At 50.3% G+C, this 19,255-nt stretch carries 15 protein-coding genes; 5 read left to right on the top strand and 10 right to left on the bottom strand.

From position 1 onward, the window contains the following. Positions 1–60 precede the first annotated feature (60 nt). On the top strand, positions 61–816 hold the full coding sequence (locus WFK81_RS00285; RefSeq protein ID WP_336784476.1) for a tRNA threonylcarbamoyladenosine dehydratase: 756 nt from the start codon (positions 61–63) through the stop codon (positions 814–816). 333 nt (positions 817–1,149) lie between these two features. Here the strand turns inward: WFK81_RS00285 and WFK81_RS00280 are convergent, their stop codons facing one another. From WFK81_RS00280 to WFK81_RS00270, 3 genes are all read right to left on the bottom strand, one after another. After that, positions 1,150–4,437: a PAS domain S-box protein gene (locus WFK81_RS00280; protein ID WP_336784475.1), complete on the bottom strand. Its 3,288-nt coding sequence runs from the start codon at positions 4,435–4,437 to the stop codon at positions 1,150–1,152. A gap of 155 nt (positions 4,438–4,592) precedes the next feature. Continuing rightward, positions 4,593–6,080, bottom strand: coding sequence for a methyl-accepting chemotaxis protein (locus WFK81_RS00275; RefSeq protein ID WP_336784474.1), 1,488 nt, complete (start codon positions 6,078–6,080; stop codon positions 4,593–4,595). Positions 6,081–6,119: 39 nt separating this feature from the next. Further along, a complete protein-coding gene (locus WFK81_RS00270) occupies positions 6,120–6,689 on the bottom strand; it encodes a GNAT family N-acetyltransferase (protein WP_336784473.1) in 570 nt (189 codons plus the stop codon). Between the two features lie 284 nt (positions 6,690–6,973). On the opposite strand from WFK81_RS00270, the gene WFK81_RS00265 reads away from it, so the two are divergent. Further along, on the top strand, positions 6,974–8,284 hold the full coding sequence (locus tag WFK81_RS00265; RefSeq protein WP_336784472.1) for a replication-associated recombination protein A: 1,311 nt from the start codon (positions 6,974–6,976) through the stop codon (positions 8,282–8,284). A gap of 39 nt (positions 8,285–8,323) precedes the next feature. Here the strand turns inward: WFK81_RS00265 and WFK81_RS00260 are convergent, their stop codons facing one another. From WFK81_RS00260 to WFK81_RS00245, 4 genes are all read right to left on the bottom strand, one after another. After that, positions 8,324–9,562 (bottom strand): GHKL domain-containing protein, encoded by a 1,239-nt coding sequence (locus tag WFK81_RS00260; RefSeq protein WP_336784471.1) that lies wholly within the window; start codon positions 9,560–9,562, stop codon positions 8,324–8,326. A 396-nt stretch (positions 9,563–9,958) separates the two neighbouring features. Next, positions 9,959–10,750: an ABC transporter ATP-binding protein gene (locus tag WFK81_RS00255; RefSeq protein ID WP_336784470.1), complete on the bottom strand. Its 792-nt coding sequence runs from the start codon at positions 10,748–10,750 to the stop codon at positions 9,959–9,961. 21 nt (positions 10,751–10,771) lie between these two features. After that, a complete protein-coding gene (locus WFK81_RS00250) occupies positions 10,772–11,815 on the bottom strand; it encodes a FecCD family ABC transporter permease (protein WP_336784469.1) in 1,044 nt (347 codons plus the stop codon). Next, positions 11,812–12,798, bottom strand: coding sequence for a FecCD family ABC transporter permease (locus tag WFK81_RS00245; protein WP_336784468.1), 987 nt, complete (start codon positions 12,796–12,798; stop codon positions 11,812–11,814). Before WFK81_RS00245 ends, WFK81_RS00250 begins: the two co-directional genes overlap by 4 nt. Positions 12,799–12,988: 190 nt before the next feature. On the opposite strand from WFK81_RS00245, the gene WFK81_RS00240 reads away from it, so the two are divergent. Beyond that, positions 12,989–13,999 carry an ABC transporter substrate-binding protein gene (locus WFK81_RS00240; RefSeq protein WP_336784467.1) on the top strand — a complete coding sequence of 337 codons (1,011 nt, stop codon included), beginning with the start codon at positions 12,989–12,991 and terminating at the stop codon, positions 13,997–13,999. Positions 14,000–14,110: 111 nt separating this feature from the next. On the opposite strand, the gene WFK81_RS00235 is transcribed toward WFK81_RS00240, so the two are convergent. Together WFK81_RS00235 and WFK81_RS00230 are read right to left on the bottom strand one after the other, a co-directional pair. Further along, a complete protein-coding gene (locus tag WFK81_RS00235) occupies positions 14,111–15,196 on the bottom strand; it encodes a copper resistance D family protein (protein WP_336784466.1) in 1,086 nt (361 codons plus the stop codon). Beyond that, positions 15,193–15,804 carry a copper resistance CopC family protein gene (locus WFK81_RS00230; RefSeq protein WP_336784465.1) on the bottom strand — a complete coding sequence of 204 codons (612 nt, stop codon included), beginning with the start codon at positions 15,802–15,804 and terminating at the stop codon, positions 15,193–15,195. The genes WFK81_RS00235 and WFK81_RS00230 overlap by 4 nt, the downstream gene beginning before the upstream one ends. 243 nt (positions 15,805–16,047) lie before the next feature. Between WFK81_RS00230 and WFK81_RS00225 the strand changes: the two genes are divergently transcribed. Continuing rightward, a complete protein-coding gene (locus WFK81_RS00225; RefSeq protein ID WP_336785451.1) occupies positions 16,048–17,400 on the top strand; it encodes a hemolysin family protein in 1,353 nt (450 codons plus the stop codon). Between the two features lie 47 nt (positions 17,401–17,447). Here WFK81_RS00225 and mnmA read toward each other — a convergent pair whose 3' ends face one another. Further along, positions 17,448–18,605: a tRNA 2-thiouridine(34) synthase MnmA gene (gene mnmA / locus WFK81_RS00220; RefSeq protein WP_336784464.1), complete on the bottom strand. Its 1,158-nt coding sequence runs from the start codon at positions 18,603–18,605 to the stop codon at positions 17,448–17,450. 223 nt (positions 18,606–18,828) lie between these two features. Here mnmA and cymR point away from each other — a divergent pair, with 223 nt between their 5' ends. After that, the gene (gene cymR / locus WFK81_RS00215; RefSeq protein WP_015845919.1) at positions 18,829–19,248 is read left to right on the top strand and encodes a cysteine metabolism transcriptional regulator CymR; all 420 of its coding nucleotides are present in this window, start codon (positions 18,829–18,831) and stop codon (positions 19,246–19,248) included. The last annotated feature ends 7 nt before the right edge of the window (positions 19,249–19,255 follow it).

The raw sequence follows: 19,255 nt of genomic DNA, 5'->3' as shown, positions 1-19,255 counted from the left end.
ATCACGAACAGCCATAAGGCTGTTTAGGTGACAATTCTTTTTAGGGGGCGGCAACGAATTATGCTGCATCAATTTTCTCGTACCGAGCTTGCGATTGGCCCGGAAGGCCTCGACGCGATGAGAGGGAGTACCGTCGCCGTGCTTGGCATCGGCGGCGTAGGCTCCATCGCGGCCGAAGCTCTTGCCCGGACCGGCGTAGGCCGGATCATCCTGATCGATAAGGATGTTGTGGATATTACAAACGTGAACCGCCAGATTCATGCGCTTACGACGACAGTAGGACAGCCGAAGGCGGATCTGATGCGCGACCGGATTAAGCTGATTAATCCGGAATGCGATGTCATCTCTCTGCGGATGTTCTATACGGAAGAAACGTATGAGCAGCTGTTTGCTTATGAGCTTGATTATGTGGTGGATGCTTCCGACACCATCTCGTACAAGGTCCATCTGATCAAGGAATGCTTGGAGCGGAAAATTCCGATCATCTCCAGCATGGGTGCCGCCAACAAGATGGATCCGACTAGATTCACGGTTGCGGACATCTCGAAGACGCATACCGATCCCATTGCGCGCGTTGTCCGTACAAAGCTGCGCAAGGATGGCATTAAAAAAGGCGTGAAGGTTGTATTTTCCGACGAGCTGCCGAAGAAGCCTCGCGAGGACGTGACGCAGCGTATCGTGCCGGAGAATGCTCCGGAGATCCGCAAAGCGAAGCAGCCGCCCGCGAGCAACGCCTTTGTGCCGCCTGTTGCCGGGCTTATCATGGTAAGTGTAGTGGTGCAGGATCTTTTGGCGAAGCATGGCATAGAAGTATAGAGGGAAGGCTGTCCTTTTGGGCGGCCTTTCTTTTTTTGTATCGTGGGGATGATGGATTTACAGGAAAGTATCTCCTTCCGGTACACCGAATTACAATAGGATGGCTACTCCTATTGTAATTCGGTGTTGCTGTTGCTTGTGCTTTGCATGAACAATATTCAATGGTGGCAAAGCACAAGCAAAGGCAAGCGCTGCGCTCCTCCAGGAAATACTTACCTTCCAATCCATTCCCACACGAACCAAAACAATAGCAAGCACAATGCCAATAGATCCTGCGTGGGGGAGGAGGAAAAAGAACCGCAAGCGGGGATTCGCTTGCGGTTCTTTTTGGGATTAGAGGGAGGAGCGTTGGTCGGAGAAGGCACGAAGATATTGAATGCTGTCTTCTTTTATGAATCTGCAGCCGGGAACAATCGGATTCTTCATGAGCTGCGCGGATAACGCGTGGAGAACGCGGGTTAACGGCGTTCGTTCATGGTCGCTCATCTGGAATTCCAAGCCGTATTGATAAATGCCGGGTTCCAGCTCCTTTAGCCAGACAACCTTGCCGTAGAGCTTAAAGGTTTTGCAGAGAAGCTGAGCTTCTATCTCTAACAGAATTCCGGGATGGACGGCAAGCTGAATGGAAGACAAGAATCGCAAGCCTCCGGCTCCTACATTTTCGATGACGATTTCCGTTTTGCCAAGCTCAATGCTTCTTCCGTTTATCTCGATGACGGTCATTAAAGCACTGATAGGGTGAGGGAGATGAACCCGGAAATAAGCCCGTCTATTCTCGAATGGGGCATCGACTCCTTTAATAAGGGGAGTCAGGAATCTGAGCTTTAGCAATTCGGCAAACGCTTCGGCTTGCACGGGTCTGCTGAACAGATAGCCTTGAACCAGATCGCATTTCAAAAGCTTGAGAATATGAAGCTGTTCCTCGGTCTCTACCCCTTCCGCGACAACCGACATGTTCATATGCTGGGCGAGTTGAATAATCGTGCTAATAATAGCATTATCGTCGCTGCCTTGATGCAGGTCATGAATAAACGACCGGTCAATCTTCAGAATGTTGATCGCATGCTTGAATCGTTTCAGATAGGATAAGGAAGAGTAGCCCGTTCCAAAGTCGTCAAGCGAGATGGTAACGCCAAGCTTGTTCAGCGCATCAAGGGTATGCATGACCGTTTCCGCATTTTCAAGCAGCGAGGATTCCGTAATTTCAATCTCCAGGTAACGGGGTTCCAGTTCGGTCTCGGCCAAAATCTGCCGGGTGGCATCCAAAATATCTTTGGATAGAAACCGTTTTGCCGTTACATTAATCGAGATCGGAATAGGTTTTAGACCCGCAAGCTGCCACTCTTTGTTTTGCCGGCATACCGTACGCTTAACCCAATTGCCAAGCGACACGATTAATCCGGTTTCTTCGGATATCGGTATAAACTCATTTGGAGATATCAGTCCCCACTCAGGATGATTCCACCTGATTAACGCCTCCGCGCCAACGATTTCGCCCGTATGGATATTCACCTTGGGCTGATAATACATCTCCAGCTCGTCACGCTGAATAGCCTTGCGGAGATCCTTCTCGAGCGTAAAGATTTTGTAGGTCTGCACGTTCATCGAGGAGGTGAAAATCTGATAACCGTTTTTACCAAGGTCTTTAGCCCGATAAAGAGCGGAGTCGGCGTTTTTCATCAGAGTGGAAGAATCGTCCCCGTCGTTAGGATAGATGCTGATTCCTATGCTCGTTGTAATAAAGAGCTCGTGATCCTCGATATAAAAGGGCTCTCGGGTCCTCTCGATAATACGCCTCGCGACCTCGATCGCGCTGTTATTGTCCCGGATATGCGGAAGAATAACGGTAAATTCATCCCCGCCCATTCTTGCCGCAAAATCGTTCTCCCTGATCTGCTCCTGCAGCCGTTTGGCAAAGGCAATCAACAGCTGGTCTCCAACGGCATGCCCTAATGAGTCATTGATATATTTGAAGCGGTCCATGTCGAGATACATGACCGCGAAATGACGGCGGGTTATCTTGGCTGTCTCCAAGGTATTCTCCAGTATCTCTTCGAACTTTCTACGGTTGGGCAGCTCGGTTAAGGAGTCGTGATAGGCGAGAAAAGCATTCAATTCCTCGGCCCGTTTCCGCTCCGTTACATCAAGGATGGTACCAATGACGGCAGGGGAGCCTTGATACATGATCCGGTTGGAATACATCTCGACATCAAGCATTTTCCCTTCCGCCGTTAACACGCGGAGAGGATGTCGGATGGCATCCGATTCGTTATACAGGATTTGAATGTTTTGTTTTACAAACGAGTAGTCGTCCGGATACACAATGTCCCAAATGCTCATTCCGATAATCGCTTCTTTATAACCAAGCATGTCTATCAGATGGGGATTGGCATACAAAATGATATTTTTTTGAATAATATAGACGCCAACAATCGATTTTTCCACCAGGCTGCGGTATTTGGATTCGGCTTCGATGAGGGCATTCTCGGCTTGTTTTCTTGTTGTGACATCTTTGGCGATGGAATAAATCCCGACAATACGGTTGTCAACCGTGATAGGAAGCTTTGTCAGTTTCATGTAAACGAGATGACCTTGCTTATGCAGGCATTCCAGTTCGTAACTCTGGACCGTGCCCTGCAGCGCCTGATCGAAATAGTATTGGGCTTTATCCCTTTCATATTCGGCAATCAAGTGACTATAGTTGGAATACAATAATTCCTCTCTGGAATAGCCTAATATATTTTCAAGCGCTGAGTTGCAATCCATAAAGTTGCCGTTCAAATCAAAATAAGAGATCGCATCGGGGTTCTGTTCAAACAGGGATTCGTAGCGTTGTTTGTTAATCTGAAATAATTGCTTGTTTTTTGTTTCGTCCGAGATATCGTTGCTTATTCCGATGATGCCCGTAATCTGCTCATGCATAAAGACCGGGGAGAGGGTAGTCATGACATCAACGCTATGACCGTGTTTATGAAGAATCGTTATTTGAAAAGACAGAGTTTCGCCTTCAAGAGCCCTCTGGTTATAAGCCATCGCTTGCTCAAGGTCCCCAGGCTTAATGAATTGACTAAAGTGGACATGCTCCTCTTTGCCGTAGCCGGTTAATTTAACGGCCGCATCGTTCACGTCAAGGATGTTGCCTTGCAAATCGATGATAAAGGCAGCGCTGAACATATTTTTTAACAGGGAAATGTATCTCTGCTCCATTAATTTGATATTCGACAGATCCTTCGCAATGGCGTAGAAACCATCGATTTCATCGTTCATCTTTCTTGGGAAAGCGGTAACCGTCAAGTCGATGAATTGGCCCGTTTTATGAAGAACGCGGATTTCGAAAATTTGAATTTCGCCAAGCAGCAGCTTTTGTAAGTGCTCCTTCGCACGCTGCCGTTGATTCTCGGGTAAAAGCGAGCCGTAAGTCAGCTGCTTGAACTCCTCCAAAGAGTAACCTAATGTATTCGTAAAGGCCTGGTTCGCTTCGGTCAGCCGTCCGTTATGATCGAATAGCAGAAAGATGTCTGACCGATGATCAAACAAGGACGTATTAAACAACTCGGAAAGAATCGGAATATCCTCTTGTCTCTTATTTTTCTTCAAGAAATCCAGCTTAAATAAACTCATATAAGTATTCCGCCCACCTGCAACTATGTATGTTGAATCATTATATCAAGCTTTGTATTTTTTTGTCGATTTACTATGAGAAGTCATTAATGGACGGAGCTGTTAATCGAACAAAACCGCAAGCGGAATCCGCTTGCGGTTTGTCGTCGTTCACGTTATTTGGTTGTGGGCTCGACCAATTGCTTAAGCTCGGAAATTAGGATATCCAGCTGTCCGTAGCCTTCCACAAGATGGCCGATCTTTACATCCTGGGTTTCCATGCTGGCGCATACCTCTTGTACAGAAGCCATATTCTGCTCGGTTATGGCGGCCATACCCGTCATTTCGCCCGAGATAGAGGAGTACTGGTCATACAGCTGTTTGGAGGATTCGCCAACGGTATCGGACTGCTGCTTGACCTGCTCGGTATTGCTGTTGATCCGCTTGATGATGCCTTCGACCCTTTGCGATGCCTCGTAGCTGGTATCTACGGCCTGCTGACCGAGATGTACCTGCTCGCTTACGGCTGTAATGGATGCATGGATGGTGCTTAGAATGCTCGTAATCTCGCCGGCTGCAATATTCGCATTATCAGCTAGCTTGCGGACCTCACCGGCAACTACCGCAAAACCACGTCCATGCTCTCCGGCACGGGCAGCTTCAATTGCGGCATTCAGGGACAGAAGATTCGTCTGTTCGGAAATCTCCCGGATCGAACCAACAATCGAGCTTACTTGTTCGTTCTGTTCAATCAACTGCTCCATCAGGGAAACGGTCTGGGCGATAATCGCCTTGACGCTGTTCACATCCGTCGTTAAGGTTTGAATCAGCTCATTGCCTTCCACGGTCAGCACGGCCGTATCCGCGGAATACTGCTGCAATTGCGTTGATCCTTCACGAAGCTGGGAGACGGCCGATTCAATCGTGTGGGCAGAATCGCTAACGTTAAGCACCATGCTTGTCTGCTTCTCAATGGAAGCGGACATTTCCGCAAAGGTAGTAGTAACCTCGCGCGAGATCTGACCTGTCGATTCGACGGTGCCTTTCTGAACGCTGCTGAATTCGCCAAGAATATGAATCATCGATTTGAGCTTCTCTACAACCTTCTCGGTAAGCTCCTTTGCTTCCAGCGCTTCGCGCCGTTCGTTCGTCACATCGGACTGCAGGCGTTGACTGAATTTTGCGGAGAAGGAGAGCGCGACCGTCGCAAAGATCAGATATAAGAACAGGTAGAGCAGGGAATCATTCGGGAACAACTGCTGCTGCAAATCGGGATCCAGAAAGATGTACGTGCTGATACCCATGCCGAGAATGCCGGTGAAGATGATAGGCTTGTAATCCGCATAGAGCGTCATGACGGCAATATTGACGTAGACGAGGAAGTATGTGCTTATAATCGGATGCGGATCGGATACGATCAGCAGCACCGTTAAGGCGGTTAGAATGACCGGGACGACATACATAATGTATTGGACCATAATCCGTTTGTAAGTCATAAAGGTTGCCAGGCCGCAGCTGATAAGGCCAACGACGGCCAGCAAGACAATCATATCCGTCCCGAGACCTGCGCCTGCATCGGCGAGAAGGCCTAGGGCAAGCAGTCCCCATAAAATTTTTACAAATAAACGATTCCGTTTGTCGAGTATAAGCTGATCTTTGTTCATAGTCGTAATCTCTACCTTTACACAGTGGTTTTATAATGCCTAAATAGCTCTGCTGGCAGATCTGGTGTGCGATGCGGCCGGATAGACCAGCCAGTTGTATGCCTCTTTATTGCGGTAGATGGACTCCATGTCGAAGATTACGGGAATCACGTCATCTCCCTTGTAGAACGTTTTGCCCCCGACCTTTTCCATCGGAACACGGAAGGTAATTCGTAGAGCACGGTAGAATACGGGCTCCAGCAGCGATATAAAGTAGCGGAAATTGTACTTCTCGGCACAGTATACGGCGGAAGATAGTAAATCCGAGATCGGCTGTTGTCCTCTATAATGCTGCAAGACTGCGATTTTATCGATTTCCGCTACGCGGGTAGGATCTTCGATGATTTTGATATGCTGTTGGAAAGGAGCGACCGTATCGATCTCGTTAAGGCCGGGCAGGTAAGGCTTTATTTCGGACGTTCCTACGCATTGTCCATCCTCGGCTACAGCCAGGTACCGTTCGACGACCTGTGCCGCATGCTCGAGCTCGTAGCCCTTTTCCTCCCATACAGAGACCCAAATGCTGTTGAACACCGCTAATTCCCAATCGCTCTTCACAGATTTGAACAAAACACAACTCTCCTTATCCTCTCTCTCTGTCTAATGTTTTTTATCTCTTTAAGTTCCCTCTCATGGCTTGCCCTTCGCTTAGTGCGGCATGGCAAAGGAAATATATTCCTGTAATGTATATCGGCTTTTTAGTAGTAAAATATTATAGTAATACCTACAAATTAACTAGGTTTTAACAAAAAAATATGGCATCAGTCCCATTTCCGGACGGTAGCGAACGTATGTGCGAGTATGCTATCATCATAGTATCTTATTTAAGCAGGTAAAAAGGTTGTGACTTCATAATGGATTTATTCTCCTATCAGGAGGCGGAGACGCCGCGGGCAAGACTGCTTGCCGACCGGATGCGGCCGGAGACGCTGGATGACTATATCGGGCAAGAACATATCATTGGAGCGGGCAAGCTGCTGCGCAGGGCGATCGAAGGCGACCAGGTATCGTCGATTTTGCTGTACGGCCCTCCGGGCTGCGGCAAAACCACGCTCGCCAATATTATCTCTAAACGTACGGCAGGGGAGTTCGTCAAGCTGAACGCGGTAGACGCATCGGTGAAGGACGTACGGGAAGTCATCGACACGGCGAAGACAAACAAGCTGATGTACGGCAAAAAAACGATTTTGTTCCTCGATGAGGTTCACCGGTTTAATACCTCGAGGCAGGATGCGCTGCTGCCGGCCGTTGAGCAGGGGATTATTGTTTTTATCGGGGCTACAACGGAGAACCCGTTCCATCATGTAAACGGGGCGCTCCTGTCCCGCTCAACGCTGTTCCAGCTGGAGCCCCTCAATGAAAAGCATGCGCTTGAAGCAATGAAGCGGGCACTAACGGACAAGACACGCGGGCTTGGCTTTATGACGCTTCATGCGGAGGAGGAGGCGCTGAATCACATCGCGGCTATGGCCGGCGGCGATATTCGCCGAGCGCTGAACGCATTGGAGCTTGCGGCGGTCACAACGCCTTCGGAGCCGGACGGCTCGGTCCGAATTACGATGGAGGTTGCGCAGGAATCGATCCGGAAGCCAACCGTCCGGGCGGATATGTCGACGCAATATGATGTTCTGTCGGCGTTTCATAAGAGTATCCGGGGCTCGAGCGATGCCGCCTTATTTTGGTTCCTTTATGCGGTCGAGAAGCTTGGCATGGATCCGATGACTTTCCTCAGGCGGCTTATCGTTGCTTGCAGCGAGGATATCGGTCTTGCCAATCCGCAGGCGATGGTGCAGGCGGTAACCGCCATGGACGCGTACCATAAAATCGGCTGGCCGGAGGCGAAGTACAATATTGCCCAGGCTATATTGTTTGCCGTCGAGAGTCCAAAGTCGAATGCGGCAGCGGTTGCAATAGGCAAAGCAATGGCGGTTATCGATGGTGCGGGACAAGCCGAGGTGCCGCTTCATCTGCGGGATACGCATTACAAAGGCGCTCAGCAGCTTGGTCACGAAGGCTACAAGTACCCTCATGATTACCCCGGCCATTATGTGAATCAGCAATATTTGCCGGACAACTTAAAAGGGGTCACGATCTACAAAGCGACCGAGCAGGGGATGGAAGGAAAAATCCGCCAGAACCAGGAGCTTCGTCAGCGGAAAAAATAACAGGAAAAAGGACCTTCGCCGGAAGGTCCTCTTCTTTGCTTAAATCGTAATTTGAATTTTTGCGGTTTCGTTATCGTAACGGAAACGGATATCGCCGTTATATTTATGTACCGTCTTTGTAATAATCGACAGCCCGTTGCCCCGCATCGCGTTCGGATTTTTTTTGGTTGTATAACCGTCGGTGTGGAACAGGTGCTTCTGATCTTTCGCGTTTAGAATCGCCGGATTTTCTACCGTATAGACGGTTTTGCCGCCTTTGGAGCGGGAGGCGACAAGAATGCGCCGCGGCAGCTTGCCTTCGTAAACCTCGGCAGCTTCAATGGCATTGTCGAGCAAGTTCGAAAATATTTTGACCAGATCCATCGATTCGATTTTGCTGAATTCATCGGAATCCGTTTCAAACTGCATCTCAATGCCTTTGGATTGCGCCAGCTCCCATTTGCTCTGGAACAAGATCAAGATAACGGGATTATTCACTTTCATCGATAGATCAAGCGCCTTGGAGTCGCCGGCAAGCTCCTTCAAATAATCCGTCGCCCTGTCGTACTTCTTCAGGGTTAGCAAGCCATGGAGAACTTGCAAGTGGTTCATTCGGTCATGACGGCTGGACTTGATGGAGTCGATGACTTTTCCCATCTCGGAAATATAAATCTGTTCGGATTCGTAAAGATCCTGCTTGAGCCGTGTCTTATGCCATTTTCTAAGAACAAAGAAGGCAAGCAGCAGCAATACCGCAAAGAGAATATCGATGGTGAAAATAACCTTGCTGCTATTGATGACCTCCTGGCTGATCGATTCCAGCTGGCTTGCGTCAATATCGATGGCCATCACGCCGAGCAGCTTGCCGGACTCGCTTACAATAGGCACGCCAACCGACAGGTAAACGCCATGCGTCTCGTCCTTAATGATGTCTGTATAATACGCCAAGCCGTCTTTCGCCTGATTGACCTGTTTGGACGGCACGGTGCAGGGAGAACCTATCGGCAGCAGTTCGGCCGCCGTCGGAACCGCCGACAGCATAACCTTGGCTACATCCGTGTCATCCAGTTGCAGCGTATAAACGTACAAAGCATGGATTCGGGAACGGTACTCCTCGAGATATTGAATAATTGCGGAATCCGGCTGCTTGGTTTGCAGAAATTGTTCGTACGCGGATTTATCCAGCCCGTCCGCCATATCTTTGGCAATGGTAATATACTGCTTGGCCAAAGTCGTTTGTGTTGCGTTTCCCGTCGAGAAGTAGGTTAGAACGAGTTTTGAGCAAGTTAAAATACTCAATATAATAAAGGAAGTTACTAAAAATAGAAGTTGCCTTCGAGAATTCATCTGCAATAATCCTTTTCAAAATAGATTGTATGCATAAATATACATATTTTGTGTCTTTAAAAATCGTCTAACCTTCATTATTAATCAAATTCATACCTACATCAACCCTTATTTTTTTGAAAAGCAAAAAGGACCCGGTTAGTGGTCCTTTATCTCTTTTGTCTTATAAAAAGTGAATGGCGGCGGGGTAAAGGTATATCTCATGGAAGAGCGGAGCGCCCGCCTTTGTTCTCCCTTTTCAACCATAAACATTCGGATAAGGAAAAGGGAGAACAACAGCGGCTGGAAGGAGATATACCTGTCCATGGCGTAACGATTCACTATCCCCTGTCATGTTATCCCTCGGAGTTACTTCGCTTTTCTCCGCCCATGGGGCACAATCATTGGCGTGTCATAGAGCGGATCGCGAATGACATCGCATTTCAGATGGAACACGTCCTCAATCATCGTTGCGTCAACAATTTCGGAAGGCGCTCCCTGCGCATAGATGGCGCCGTCCTTGACGGCAGCAATATGATCGGCGTACCGGCAGGCTAAGTTAATGTCGTGCAGAACCATAACGATGGTCCGGCCATCCCGCTCGTTCATTTCCTGGAGAAGGTCAAGCACTTCGATCTGATGCGTCAGGTCCAGATAGGTGGTTGGCTCGTCCAGCAGGATAATGCCTGTCTGCTGCGCCAATGTCATGGCGATCCAAGCCCGCTGACGCTGCCCGCCCGAGAGGGAGGACACGGAACGCTCGGCCAGCTCCTCAATTCCGGTTGCGCGCAAGGCGGCTTGCACGGCCTCTTCGTCTTCCTTTGACCACTGCTGCAGCCAGGTCTGGTAAGGATAACGGCCCTGCTTCACGAGCTGCAGCACGGTAAGTCCTTCCGGAGCAATGGGACCTTGCGGGAGCAGGGAAAGCTGCTTGGCGGCAGTCTTGGCCGGTATAGACGACAGATCTTTGCCGTTAAGCTTCACTTCGCCTTTTGTTGGCTTAAGCAGCTTGGACAAAGCCCGCAAAAGCGTGGATTTGCCGCAGCCGTTGCTTCCGATCAGGACGGTTATTTTACCATCGGGGATGGATAGATTTAATTGTTCAAAGATTGATGCTCCGCCGTAAGAAAGGGAAATTCCTTTCGCTTCAAGCATGCTCATGGTTGACTTCCTCCTGCTTAATTAATGGTTGCGGTGGCGATATAACATAAATAAGAAGAACGGTGCGCCGATAGCCGCGGTAAAGACGCCGGCCGGTATATCAAGCGGAGCGAATACGGTCCGGGCCACCAGATCGGATACAAGCAATAAAATTGCGCCAATCAAAGCGCTGACCGGCAGCAGGCCGCCAAAGGACGAACCAACAAGCTTCCGTGCCATATGCGGGGCAATCAGTCCTATAAAAGCAATTGCGCCGCCAATCGCAACGGCAGCCCCGGCGAGCGATACGCTTAGCAGCAGAAGGATAAACCGGTGCTTCTGCACATGAGCTCCGGCACTGCCGGCAACCTCATCCCCAAGCGCCTGAACATTAAGATGGCGGGCCATCAGCCAAGTCGCGGGAAGCAGCACAATCAGCCATGGAAGCAGCGTATAAACATCCTTTACCCAAGAAGAGCCGTAAATACTGCCTGTCATAAAGGTCATTGCCCGGTTCGCCAGGAAATAAGGGCTGGAAATGATAAACATGTAAGAAATGGACTTGAACGCTGCCGATAACCCGGTTCCGATGAGAACCATACGGAGCGGCGAAGCACCGTTTTTCCAGGACAACGCATACAGGATAAACGTGACCGCGTAAGCGCCGAGAATTGCAGCTACGGGCATCCAATGTACCGAGACATGGCCGCCAAGGAAAAAGAGAAACAGGACCGTGCCAAGGGATGCGCCTTCCGTAATTCCGGTGACATCGGGCGAAGCCAGCGGATTGCGGATCAATCCCTGCAGCACGGCGCCGGCGGAAGCCAGGGCCGCTCCAACAAGCATGGCAATTACGATGCGCGGCAGCCGGAGCTTTAATACGATAACGTCATGCATGGCGCTGCCCTTGCCGATAATCGATTTCACCACGTCAAGCGGCGAGATGAACTGGCTGCCGATTCCTGTGCTGATGATAGCGCCGGCAGCGCATAGCAGGAGCAGAATCAGCGTCGTCCATAATGTTCTGCGTTCGAGAAGATAGGACAACTTGGGGCTATTCAGCCGGACCGTCTTGTATTTGCTCATGATGTCTGTCTTCCTTTCCTGGCGATATAAACAAAGAAAGGCACTCCGATTACGGCAGTCATAACGCCTACCGGCACCTCCCGCGGCATTGCGATGTAGCGGGAGCCGATGTCGGCTGCCACCAGCAGTACGCCGCCGAGAACGGCGCAATAAGGGATAACCCAGCGATAATCCGCGCCAACGAAATAACGGACGATATGCGGAATAATGATACCCACGAAAGCGATTGGGCCGGCAACGGCAACCGATGCGCCCGCCAGCAGAATAACCGCGGCGGAAGCGAGCCATTTCACAACCGCGGTCCGCTGGCCGAGTGTCTGGGCAATGTCGTCGCCCATGCCAAGGACGTTTAAATGACGGGAAAGTGCCATGGCAATGATGAGGCCAGCCGCCATGTAAGGCAGTACACTGACGAGCATATGCATGTCGCGGCCGGCAACCGAGCCAACAAGCCAGACAAGCACCTGGTCGAACATTTTGCCGCTGGAGAGCATAAAGCCTTGGGTGAGCGACGCGAAGAATGCGGCGATTGAAGCGCCGGCCAACGTGATTTTCACAGGTGTCATACCGTCTCGCCCAACGCTGCCAAGGACGAATACGATAGCGCCGCTGATTGCCGCGCCAAGCAGGGCAAGAAGAGTAAGAGGCTGCATGCCGTTAATGCCAAGCCAGCCGGATGCAACAACAACCATAAAGGAAGCTCCGGAATTGACGCCAAATACGCTTGGCGAAGCAATCGGGTTGCGTGTGATAACCTGCATCAGGGCGCCTGCCACAGCCAGGCTGGAACCGGCAGCTGCCGCGATTAGAGCCCGTGGAACCCTTGCCGTCTGAATGATCAGATGTTCTTGGTTAGCGGGCTGATAATGAAAGATGGCATCGAAGACAGTTGCAAGCGGAATATCCGTTATGCCGAATGCAATGCTGCATATAATCGCTGCTCCAAGGAGCAGGAGGGATATAATGAATCCTGTTAGTCTCATAGCTGATTACGGACTCCTTTTTCTCGGATGACAACTTACAAAACATATGTACCTAGTGAAGTTTAATGGACAAGTCAATAGACTGTCAATGAATATGAGAATCGTTCTCAAAATTTTCATTGACTATGCCGTTATTTTCTTTTATATTGTTGCAAGTGAGAAATATTATCAACGGGGGGGGCACGTTATTATGTTTACTAAAAGCAAGAAAACAATCTGGCTTGCGCTTTGCACGATCATTATCGCCGTTCTGGCAGCAGGCTGCGGATCGAATTCCAATAATAATGCAGGATCGGATATTTCCAACAACCAAGCAGTAAATTCGGAGCAGTCCGCTTCGAATGAGACTCGCATCGTGAAGCACGCAATGGGCGAGACCGAGATCAAAGGCACGCCGAAGCGGGTTGTTGTGTTAACGAACGAAGGGACGGAAGCCGTATTGGCGCTTGGCGTGAAGCCGGTTGGCGCTGTTAAATCGTTTACGGGCAATCCGTGGTACGACCATATCGCGGCGGACATGGAAGGCGTAGAAGTAGTAGGCGAGGAAGGCCAGCCGAATCTGGAGCTTATCGCAGGACTGCAGCCGGATCTTATTCTTGCGAACAAAATGAGACATGAAGAAATCTATGAACAGCTGAAAGCTATCGCGCCAACGGTAGAAGCGGAAACGCTTCGCGGCGCATGGAAGGATAATTTCAAGCTTTACGCGGAAGCGCTTGGCAAAACCGAAGAGGGCAATAAGCTGATTGCCGACTTTGACGCCCGCATTGAAGATTTCAAAGCGCAAGCCGGTGACAAATTGAAGGAAACCGTATCGTTTGTCCGTTTCATGGGCGGAAAAACAAGGGTCTATCATACGGATACCTTCTCCGGCGTTATCGCGGCTCAGATTGGACTGGCACGCAACGAGATGACGCTGAATTCGAAGGAAACGTTTGCCGACGAAATTACGAAGGAACGTCTTCCGGAAGCGGATGCGGACCGGATCTTCTATTTCACTTACGATACGGGTGACGGCAAAGGCTCCGCTCAAGAGCAGGAGTGGACGAACGATCCGATCTGGAAAGGTCTCAGCGCGGTAAAAGCAGGCCATGCCTACCGGGTAGACGACGCGATTTGGAATACGGCAGGCGGCATTAAAGCAGCTAACCTGATGCTTGATCAGCTTGCCGATAACTATGGCATTAAGCTCTCGAAATAGTTATGTTCATAAAAAGAAGCTCCTCATTCGCCTTGGCGAACGGGGAGCTTCTTTTTATCTATTCGAATGTAATCACGATTTTGTATTCGAAGGCTATAAATGAGGTTCATTTTAACCAATGCCGAACATCAAGGCAAAGTAACCAAATACCGTCGTGAGCAATCCCATAACAAAAGCCGGTAAAATTTTGTTTTCTTTGTACATCTGAATGAGTCCGTAGATCATGACGAGAGCTGCGGCAAGCATAAGAATGCTGTCCAGCCCGATGGAAAGCTTCAAGGACAGATCCGGACTGAAATGTCCGTTGTAGACCGTCGTGAACAGCTTGGAAGGGGAGACCGATTGCAGCGTTTCCTTCACGTTATGGGGAGGCGTCTGCTGGCCCAGAACTCCGGTGACGATAAAGAGCAGCAAGGCGATGACGCTCTCCGCTTTGAGCCACGGGAGGGGATTAAAGCCGCTGTTCTCCTTTAGCTTGTTTCGGTACCCAAAACCGTTCGTATAAGCAAATAAAAGCAGCGGCGCAAGGAGCAAATGCTTCAGCAGAAGCATCTGCCCGTAAGGAAGCATCCACGAATTCACGTACTGCGGCGTAGTAAAGGTCATAAGCGTAATGCCGGCGATAAAAGTAATCAGCATGCAGCCGATTGCAAGCGGCGAGAACCAGGCCAGGAAAGCCTCCCAGTTACGGCTGCTCGCGGAGAACCAGCTGGCAATCAACAGCACGCCAATCCACACGGTTACGGCAAGGAAATGGGCGGAGTGGACAAGCCAGCCTTTGGTGCCGTAAAGCGATGTCGCATGGCTGGCATAACCAAGCCAGAGAATTAACAGGAACATAATGAACAAGCTGACCTTCGGCATATGCTTATCGTTGCGGAAGGAGGGCAGGCCAATCAGGAAAGCCAGGCCAACGGAAGCAACAGCCGACCAGATCCAGGCCTTGCCGTTGTTCAGCTCGAGCAGGATGCTTTTCACCATTTCACCGTAAGTAACGTCCGTATCCTTGGCAAACAGCACTGCAGAATTATGAATGGGCACATACTCGAGTACCGGAATGGCAAGCGCGCAAACGAGAAGAAGCCAGTTCGGCGCATGGATGTCCGGACGTCTATGCTCAGGGACAACCCGCAGGATAAACGTTCCGGTCAGTATGGCGAAGCAGACATAGAGAAGGGCCTCGCTGACATAACTCATTTGCGCCCCCTCCGGATTACGATTACAACCGCTGCAGCCACAACAACGCCGGCAATAATCCAGATCGCGGTGTTTACGCCATTGTCTTTGCCGGATTCAGCCTTTGCGTCCTCTGCCGGAGCTGCAGGTGCGGGTTCCTCTGAGGCGTTGTCATCCGCGGATGCGCTTGCATCGGGTGCTTCCGTAACCTCGGCGCCTGGAGAAGGCGACTCTGCCGGAGTTGAAGTGGCTTCCGGTGCTGGGGAAGACGCAGCTTCCGCGGCATTCACCGTAAAGGCGTATTCACCGTCAACCGCGTGTCCGTCAGCCCCGATGATGGTCCATTTTACTGTATAAGTACCATTCTTTAGAGGTTCGGTTACCGAGCCGCTCATGGTCGCCTTATTTACCGCAATATCACCGGTCGGGACCGGTTTGCCGGATTCATCGAGCAGCTTGAATTGGCTCAGCTTTTCGATTTCGGTATTAAAGGTCATGGAAATCTCGGCAGGGGAGACGGTAACGGTCTCCTCCTTGGCAGGGGTGGATACGGTAATTTTGGAATGGGCCATTGCGATACCCGGCAGCAAGAAGAGGGCGGCCAGGCAGATAAAAAGGATACGTTTCATTAGGAAATTCCCCTTTGTTTATTGGATTAATTGATGTCATTATAACAGATCGGGGATTCGTTTCGGCTTTGCCTTTTTGAACAATATTCGAAGGCAATAAATCGTCATAATGCAAGGTTTACACGGAATAAACTTGAATTACCCTATCTTTACTGAATCGCAAATTCCCTTCTCGAAGGAGGTGCACCTGCTGCTGTGCAGGTCGCACGGCTGCAGGGGACTGTATTGAGTGATCCGCTTCCGATGGTTATGCAGCTGGTTCTTATCGTTTTCCTGGTGTTCATGAACGGTTTGTTTGTTGCCGCGGAATTCGCCATGGTCAAGGTCCGGGGCACCCGGATTGAAACGCTGGCGGCCGAGGGTCATATGCGGGCGAAGCTTGCCTCGCATTTGACGAGCAATCTTGATGCTTATTTGTCTGCGTGCCAGCTGGGGATTACACTGGCCTCGCTTGGTCTTGGCTGGATCGGGGAACCGGCGATCAAGGATTTGATCGAGCCGTGGTTTCTTGCGCTTGGCTGGGGCAATCCGGTATGGATTCATTCGATTTCCTTCATTATCGCTTTTTTATTTATTACTATCCTCCATATTGTCCTCGGTGAACTCGCCCCCAAAACGTTGGCCATTCGCAAAGCGGAAAACGTAACCCTGCTTACCGCAATGCCTCTTATCATGTTCCACAAGCTAATGTATCCCTTTATCTGGGTTTTGAACGGTCTTGCGAACCAGCTCCTGAAGCGATTCGGCGTCGAGCCGGCATCCGAGCAGCATTCCGCCCATACGGAGGAAGAGATCCGCATCCTCATGCAAGAGAGTCATAAGAGCGGATTGATCAACAATACCGAGCTGACGCTGGTGGATAATATATTTGAATTTGCCGAAACCAATGCCCGCGAGATTATGATTCCGCGCACGGAGATGGTCTGCCTGTATGTTCATCTGTCCCTGGAAGACAACAAGGCAATCGCGTTAAACGAGATGCATACGAGATATCCCGTCTGCGATCATGACAAGGACAACATTATCGGGTTTATTCATATAAAAGATTTGCTGAAGGACACGACGCATAGCCTGACCGATATCCGTCAGATTACGCGGGCGATTACAACGGTCCCCGATTCGATGCAAATCAGCAACCTGCTCATTCTGATGCAGAAGAGGAAAGCGCAAATCGCCATACTCATCGACGAATATGGGGGGACATCCGGTCTTGTTACGCTGGAAGATATCATGGAAGAGATTGTAGGAGAGATCCAGGACGAGTTTGACGAAGAGCGGGCGGAGATCGAGAAGCGGGACGATTCCGTCTACTCTATCAGCGGAATGATGCTGATCGAGGAAGTGAACAGTTATTTCGGCATGGATATCGAAAGCGACAATTACGATACGATTGGCGGCTGGATGTACTCCCAGATCGAGATTCCGCCGACAAGCGGGCAGCGGATCGACTATGGCGGGGAATATGCGTTTATTATCGAGGAAACGGATCATTTGCGGATTTCCCGCGTTCAGGTACAGAAGCTGACCACGCAAACAAAGCAGGGCAAATGGAACGGGAAATCGGGCCCGGAAGGTAAAGCGGAGGGACATTCATGAGGAAAAAATAGACCCCCTTGTCCATGCGGCAAGGGGGCTTGCTTCATTTATTTGGCCAAAGCTTCAAACGCGGCTTCGTCAATCTTATGAACGACATCAATCGTGCCGCCGCCAAGGCATACATCGCCATCGTACAAGACAACGGCTTGGCCCGGCGTAATCGCTTTTTGCGGATTGTCGAATACAACCTCAGCGGTGCCGTCAGCCTGAAGCGTTACGCTCACGCCTTGATCCGGCTGGCGGTAACGGAATTTCGCCGTGCAGCGGAAGGTGCCTTCCGGTCTATGAGGCGCAATCCAATTCATGCCGCTTGCCGTAAGTCCCGTGGAATACAGACTAGGATGGGATTCGCCCTGCACAACGTACAGAATATTGCGCTCCAGATCCTTGTCGGCCACAAACCAAGGCTCGCCGTTGCCCGATCCGCCGATTCCAAGGCCTTGCCGTTGGCCAAGCGTATAATACATGAGGCCGTCATGGCGTCCTTTTACCTCGCCGGAACGGATATCAACCATATCGCCGGGGCGGGCAGGCAGATAACCGCTCAGGAATTCCTTGAAGTTGCGCTCGCCGATAAAACAAACGCCCGTGCTGTCTTTTTTCTTCGCGGTGTAAAGACCGGCCTCTTCGGCAATGCGGCGCACTTCCGGCTTAGGCAGATGCCCGATCGGGAACATCGCTTTCTCGAGCTGCTTTTGATTCAGCGCGCTCAGGAAGTAGGTTTGATCCTTATTGCCGTCAACGCCTCGGAGCAGTCTGGTCTCGCCGTCTTCGGTCCGTTCAACCCGGGCATAATGGCCGGTTGCCAGATAGTCGGCGCCAAGCTCGTTCGCTTTTTTGAGGAAATCGCCGAATTTGATCTCCCGGTTGCACATCACATCCGGATTAGGCGTCCGGCCGCGCTTGTATTCATCGAGGAAATAAGTAAATACTTTATCGAAATACTGCTTCTCAAAGTTTACGGTATAATAAGGAATGCCGATCTGGTCGCAAACCCGGCGTACATCCTCAGCGTCCTCTTCCGCTGTGCAATGACCGAATTCATCGGTGTCATCCCAGTTTTTCATAAATATGCCAACCACGTCATAGCCTTGCTGCTTGAGCAGCAGAGCCGTTACGGAGGAGTCAACTCCGCCGGACATCCCGACAACGACGCGTGTTTCTTGCTTCGATTTTACCATCACGCGCACCACCTTGTTCTTCACGCTTCTAAGACCGCCCGCGCAAGACGTATTCCCGCAGACGGACTTCGTACTATTGTAACATAATCGAGAAACTTTTTCATGAAAAGTCAATCCTTTTCTCGCATGTCGCAAAAGGTTGTGTTAACATAGATATGATATGGGAATACCCGTAATTATAACAAACAATACGCTAACATACGCGCTATCGAATGGAACAACTACTACTTAAGAGAGGTGCCCGAATATGAAAATATCGACGAAAGGCCGTTACGGCCTCACCATTATGATGGAGCTTGCGGGAAAATTCGGCGAAGGTCCGATTTCACTTAAGAGCATTGCCGAGCGCAATCAGCTTTCCGAGCACTATCTGGAGCAACTGGTTGCACCGCTTCGCAATGCCGGACTCGTAAAAAGTATTCGCGGCGCTTACGGCGGTTATATCTTGTCCAAGGAACCGGAGACGATTACGGCCGGTGACGTGATTCGTATATTGGAAGGCCCGATTTCCCCGGTGGATTTCACGGAAGAGGATGATCCGGCCAAACGCGATTTGTGGCTGCGCATCCGCGACAGTATCGCAAGCGTGCTTGATCAAACAACCTTGGCCGATCTGGTGAATTACCAGGATGCCGGTGTTGCCGACAGTTACATGTTCTACATTTAATGAGGGA

The organism is Paenibacillus sp. MMO-177, from assembly GCF_037147795.1.
Lineage (GTDB): Bacteria > Bacillota > Bacilli > Paenibacillales > Paenibacillaceae > Pristimantibacillus.
This window is presented reverse-complemented; position numbering and strand designations above follow the sequence as displayed.

What these genes read in the sequence shown, in the direction of transcription:
- WFK81_RS00285 (WP_336784476.1), top strand. Translation starts at nt 61, where the DNA reads ATGCTGCATCAATTTTCTCGTACCGAGCTTGCGATTGGCCCGGAAGGC.
- WFK81_RS00280 (WP_336784475.1), bottom strand. Translation starts at nt 4,437, where the DNA reads ATGAGTTTATTTAAGCTGGATTTCTTGAAGAAAAATAAGAGACAAGAG.
- WFK81_RS00275 (WP_336784474.1), bottom strand. Translation starts at nt 6,080, where the DNA reads ATGAACAAAGATCAGCTTATACTCGACAAACGGAATCGTTTATTTGTA.
- WFK81_RS00265 (WP_336784472.1), top strand. Translation starts at nt 6,974, where the DNA reads ATGGATTTATTCTCCTATCAGGAGGCGGAGACGCCGCGGGCAAGACTG.
- WFK81_RS00255 (WP_336784470.1), bottom strand. Translation starts at nt 10,750, where the DNA reads ATGAGCATGCTTGAAGCGAAAGGAATTTCCCTTTCTTACGGCGGAGCA.
- WFK81_RS00250 (WP_336784469.1), bottom strand. Translation starts at nt 11,815, where the DNA reads ATGAGCAAATACAAGACGGTCCGGCTGAATAGCCCCAAGTTGTCCTAT.
- WFK81_RS00245 (WP_336784468.1), bottom strand. Translation starts at nt 12,798, where the DNA reads ATGAGACTAACAGGATTCATTATATCCCTCCTGCTCCTTGGAGCAGCG.
- WFK81_RS00240 (WP_336784467.1), top strand. Translation starts at nt 12,989, where the DNA reads ATGTTTACTAAAAGCAAGAAAACAATCTGGCTTGCGCTTTGCACGATC.
- WFK81_RS00235 (WP_336784466.1), bottom strand. Translation starts at nt 15,196, where the DNA reads ATGAGTTATGTCAGCGAGGCCCTTCTCTATGTCTGCTTCGCCATACTG.
- WFK81_RS00230 (WP_336784465.1), bottom strand. Translation starts at nt 15,804, where the DNA reads ATGAAACGTATCCTTTTTATCTGCCTGGCCGCCCTCTTCTTGCTGCCG.
- WFK81_RS00225 (WP_336785451.1), top strand. Translation starts at nt 16,048, where the DNA reads ATGGTTATGCAGCTGGTTCTTATCGTTTTCCTGGTGTTCATGAACGGT.
- cymR (WP_015845919.1), top strand. Translation starts at nt 18,829, where the DNA reads ATGAAAATATCGACGAAAGGCCGTTACGGCCTCACCATTATGATGGAG.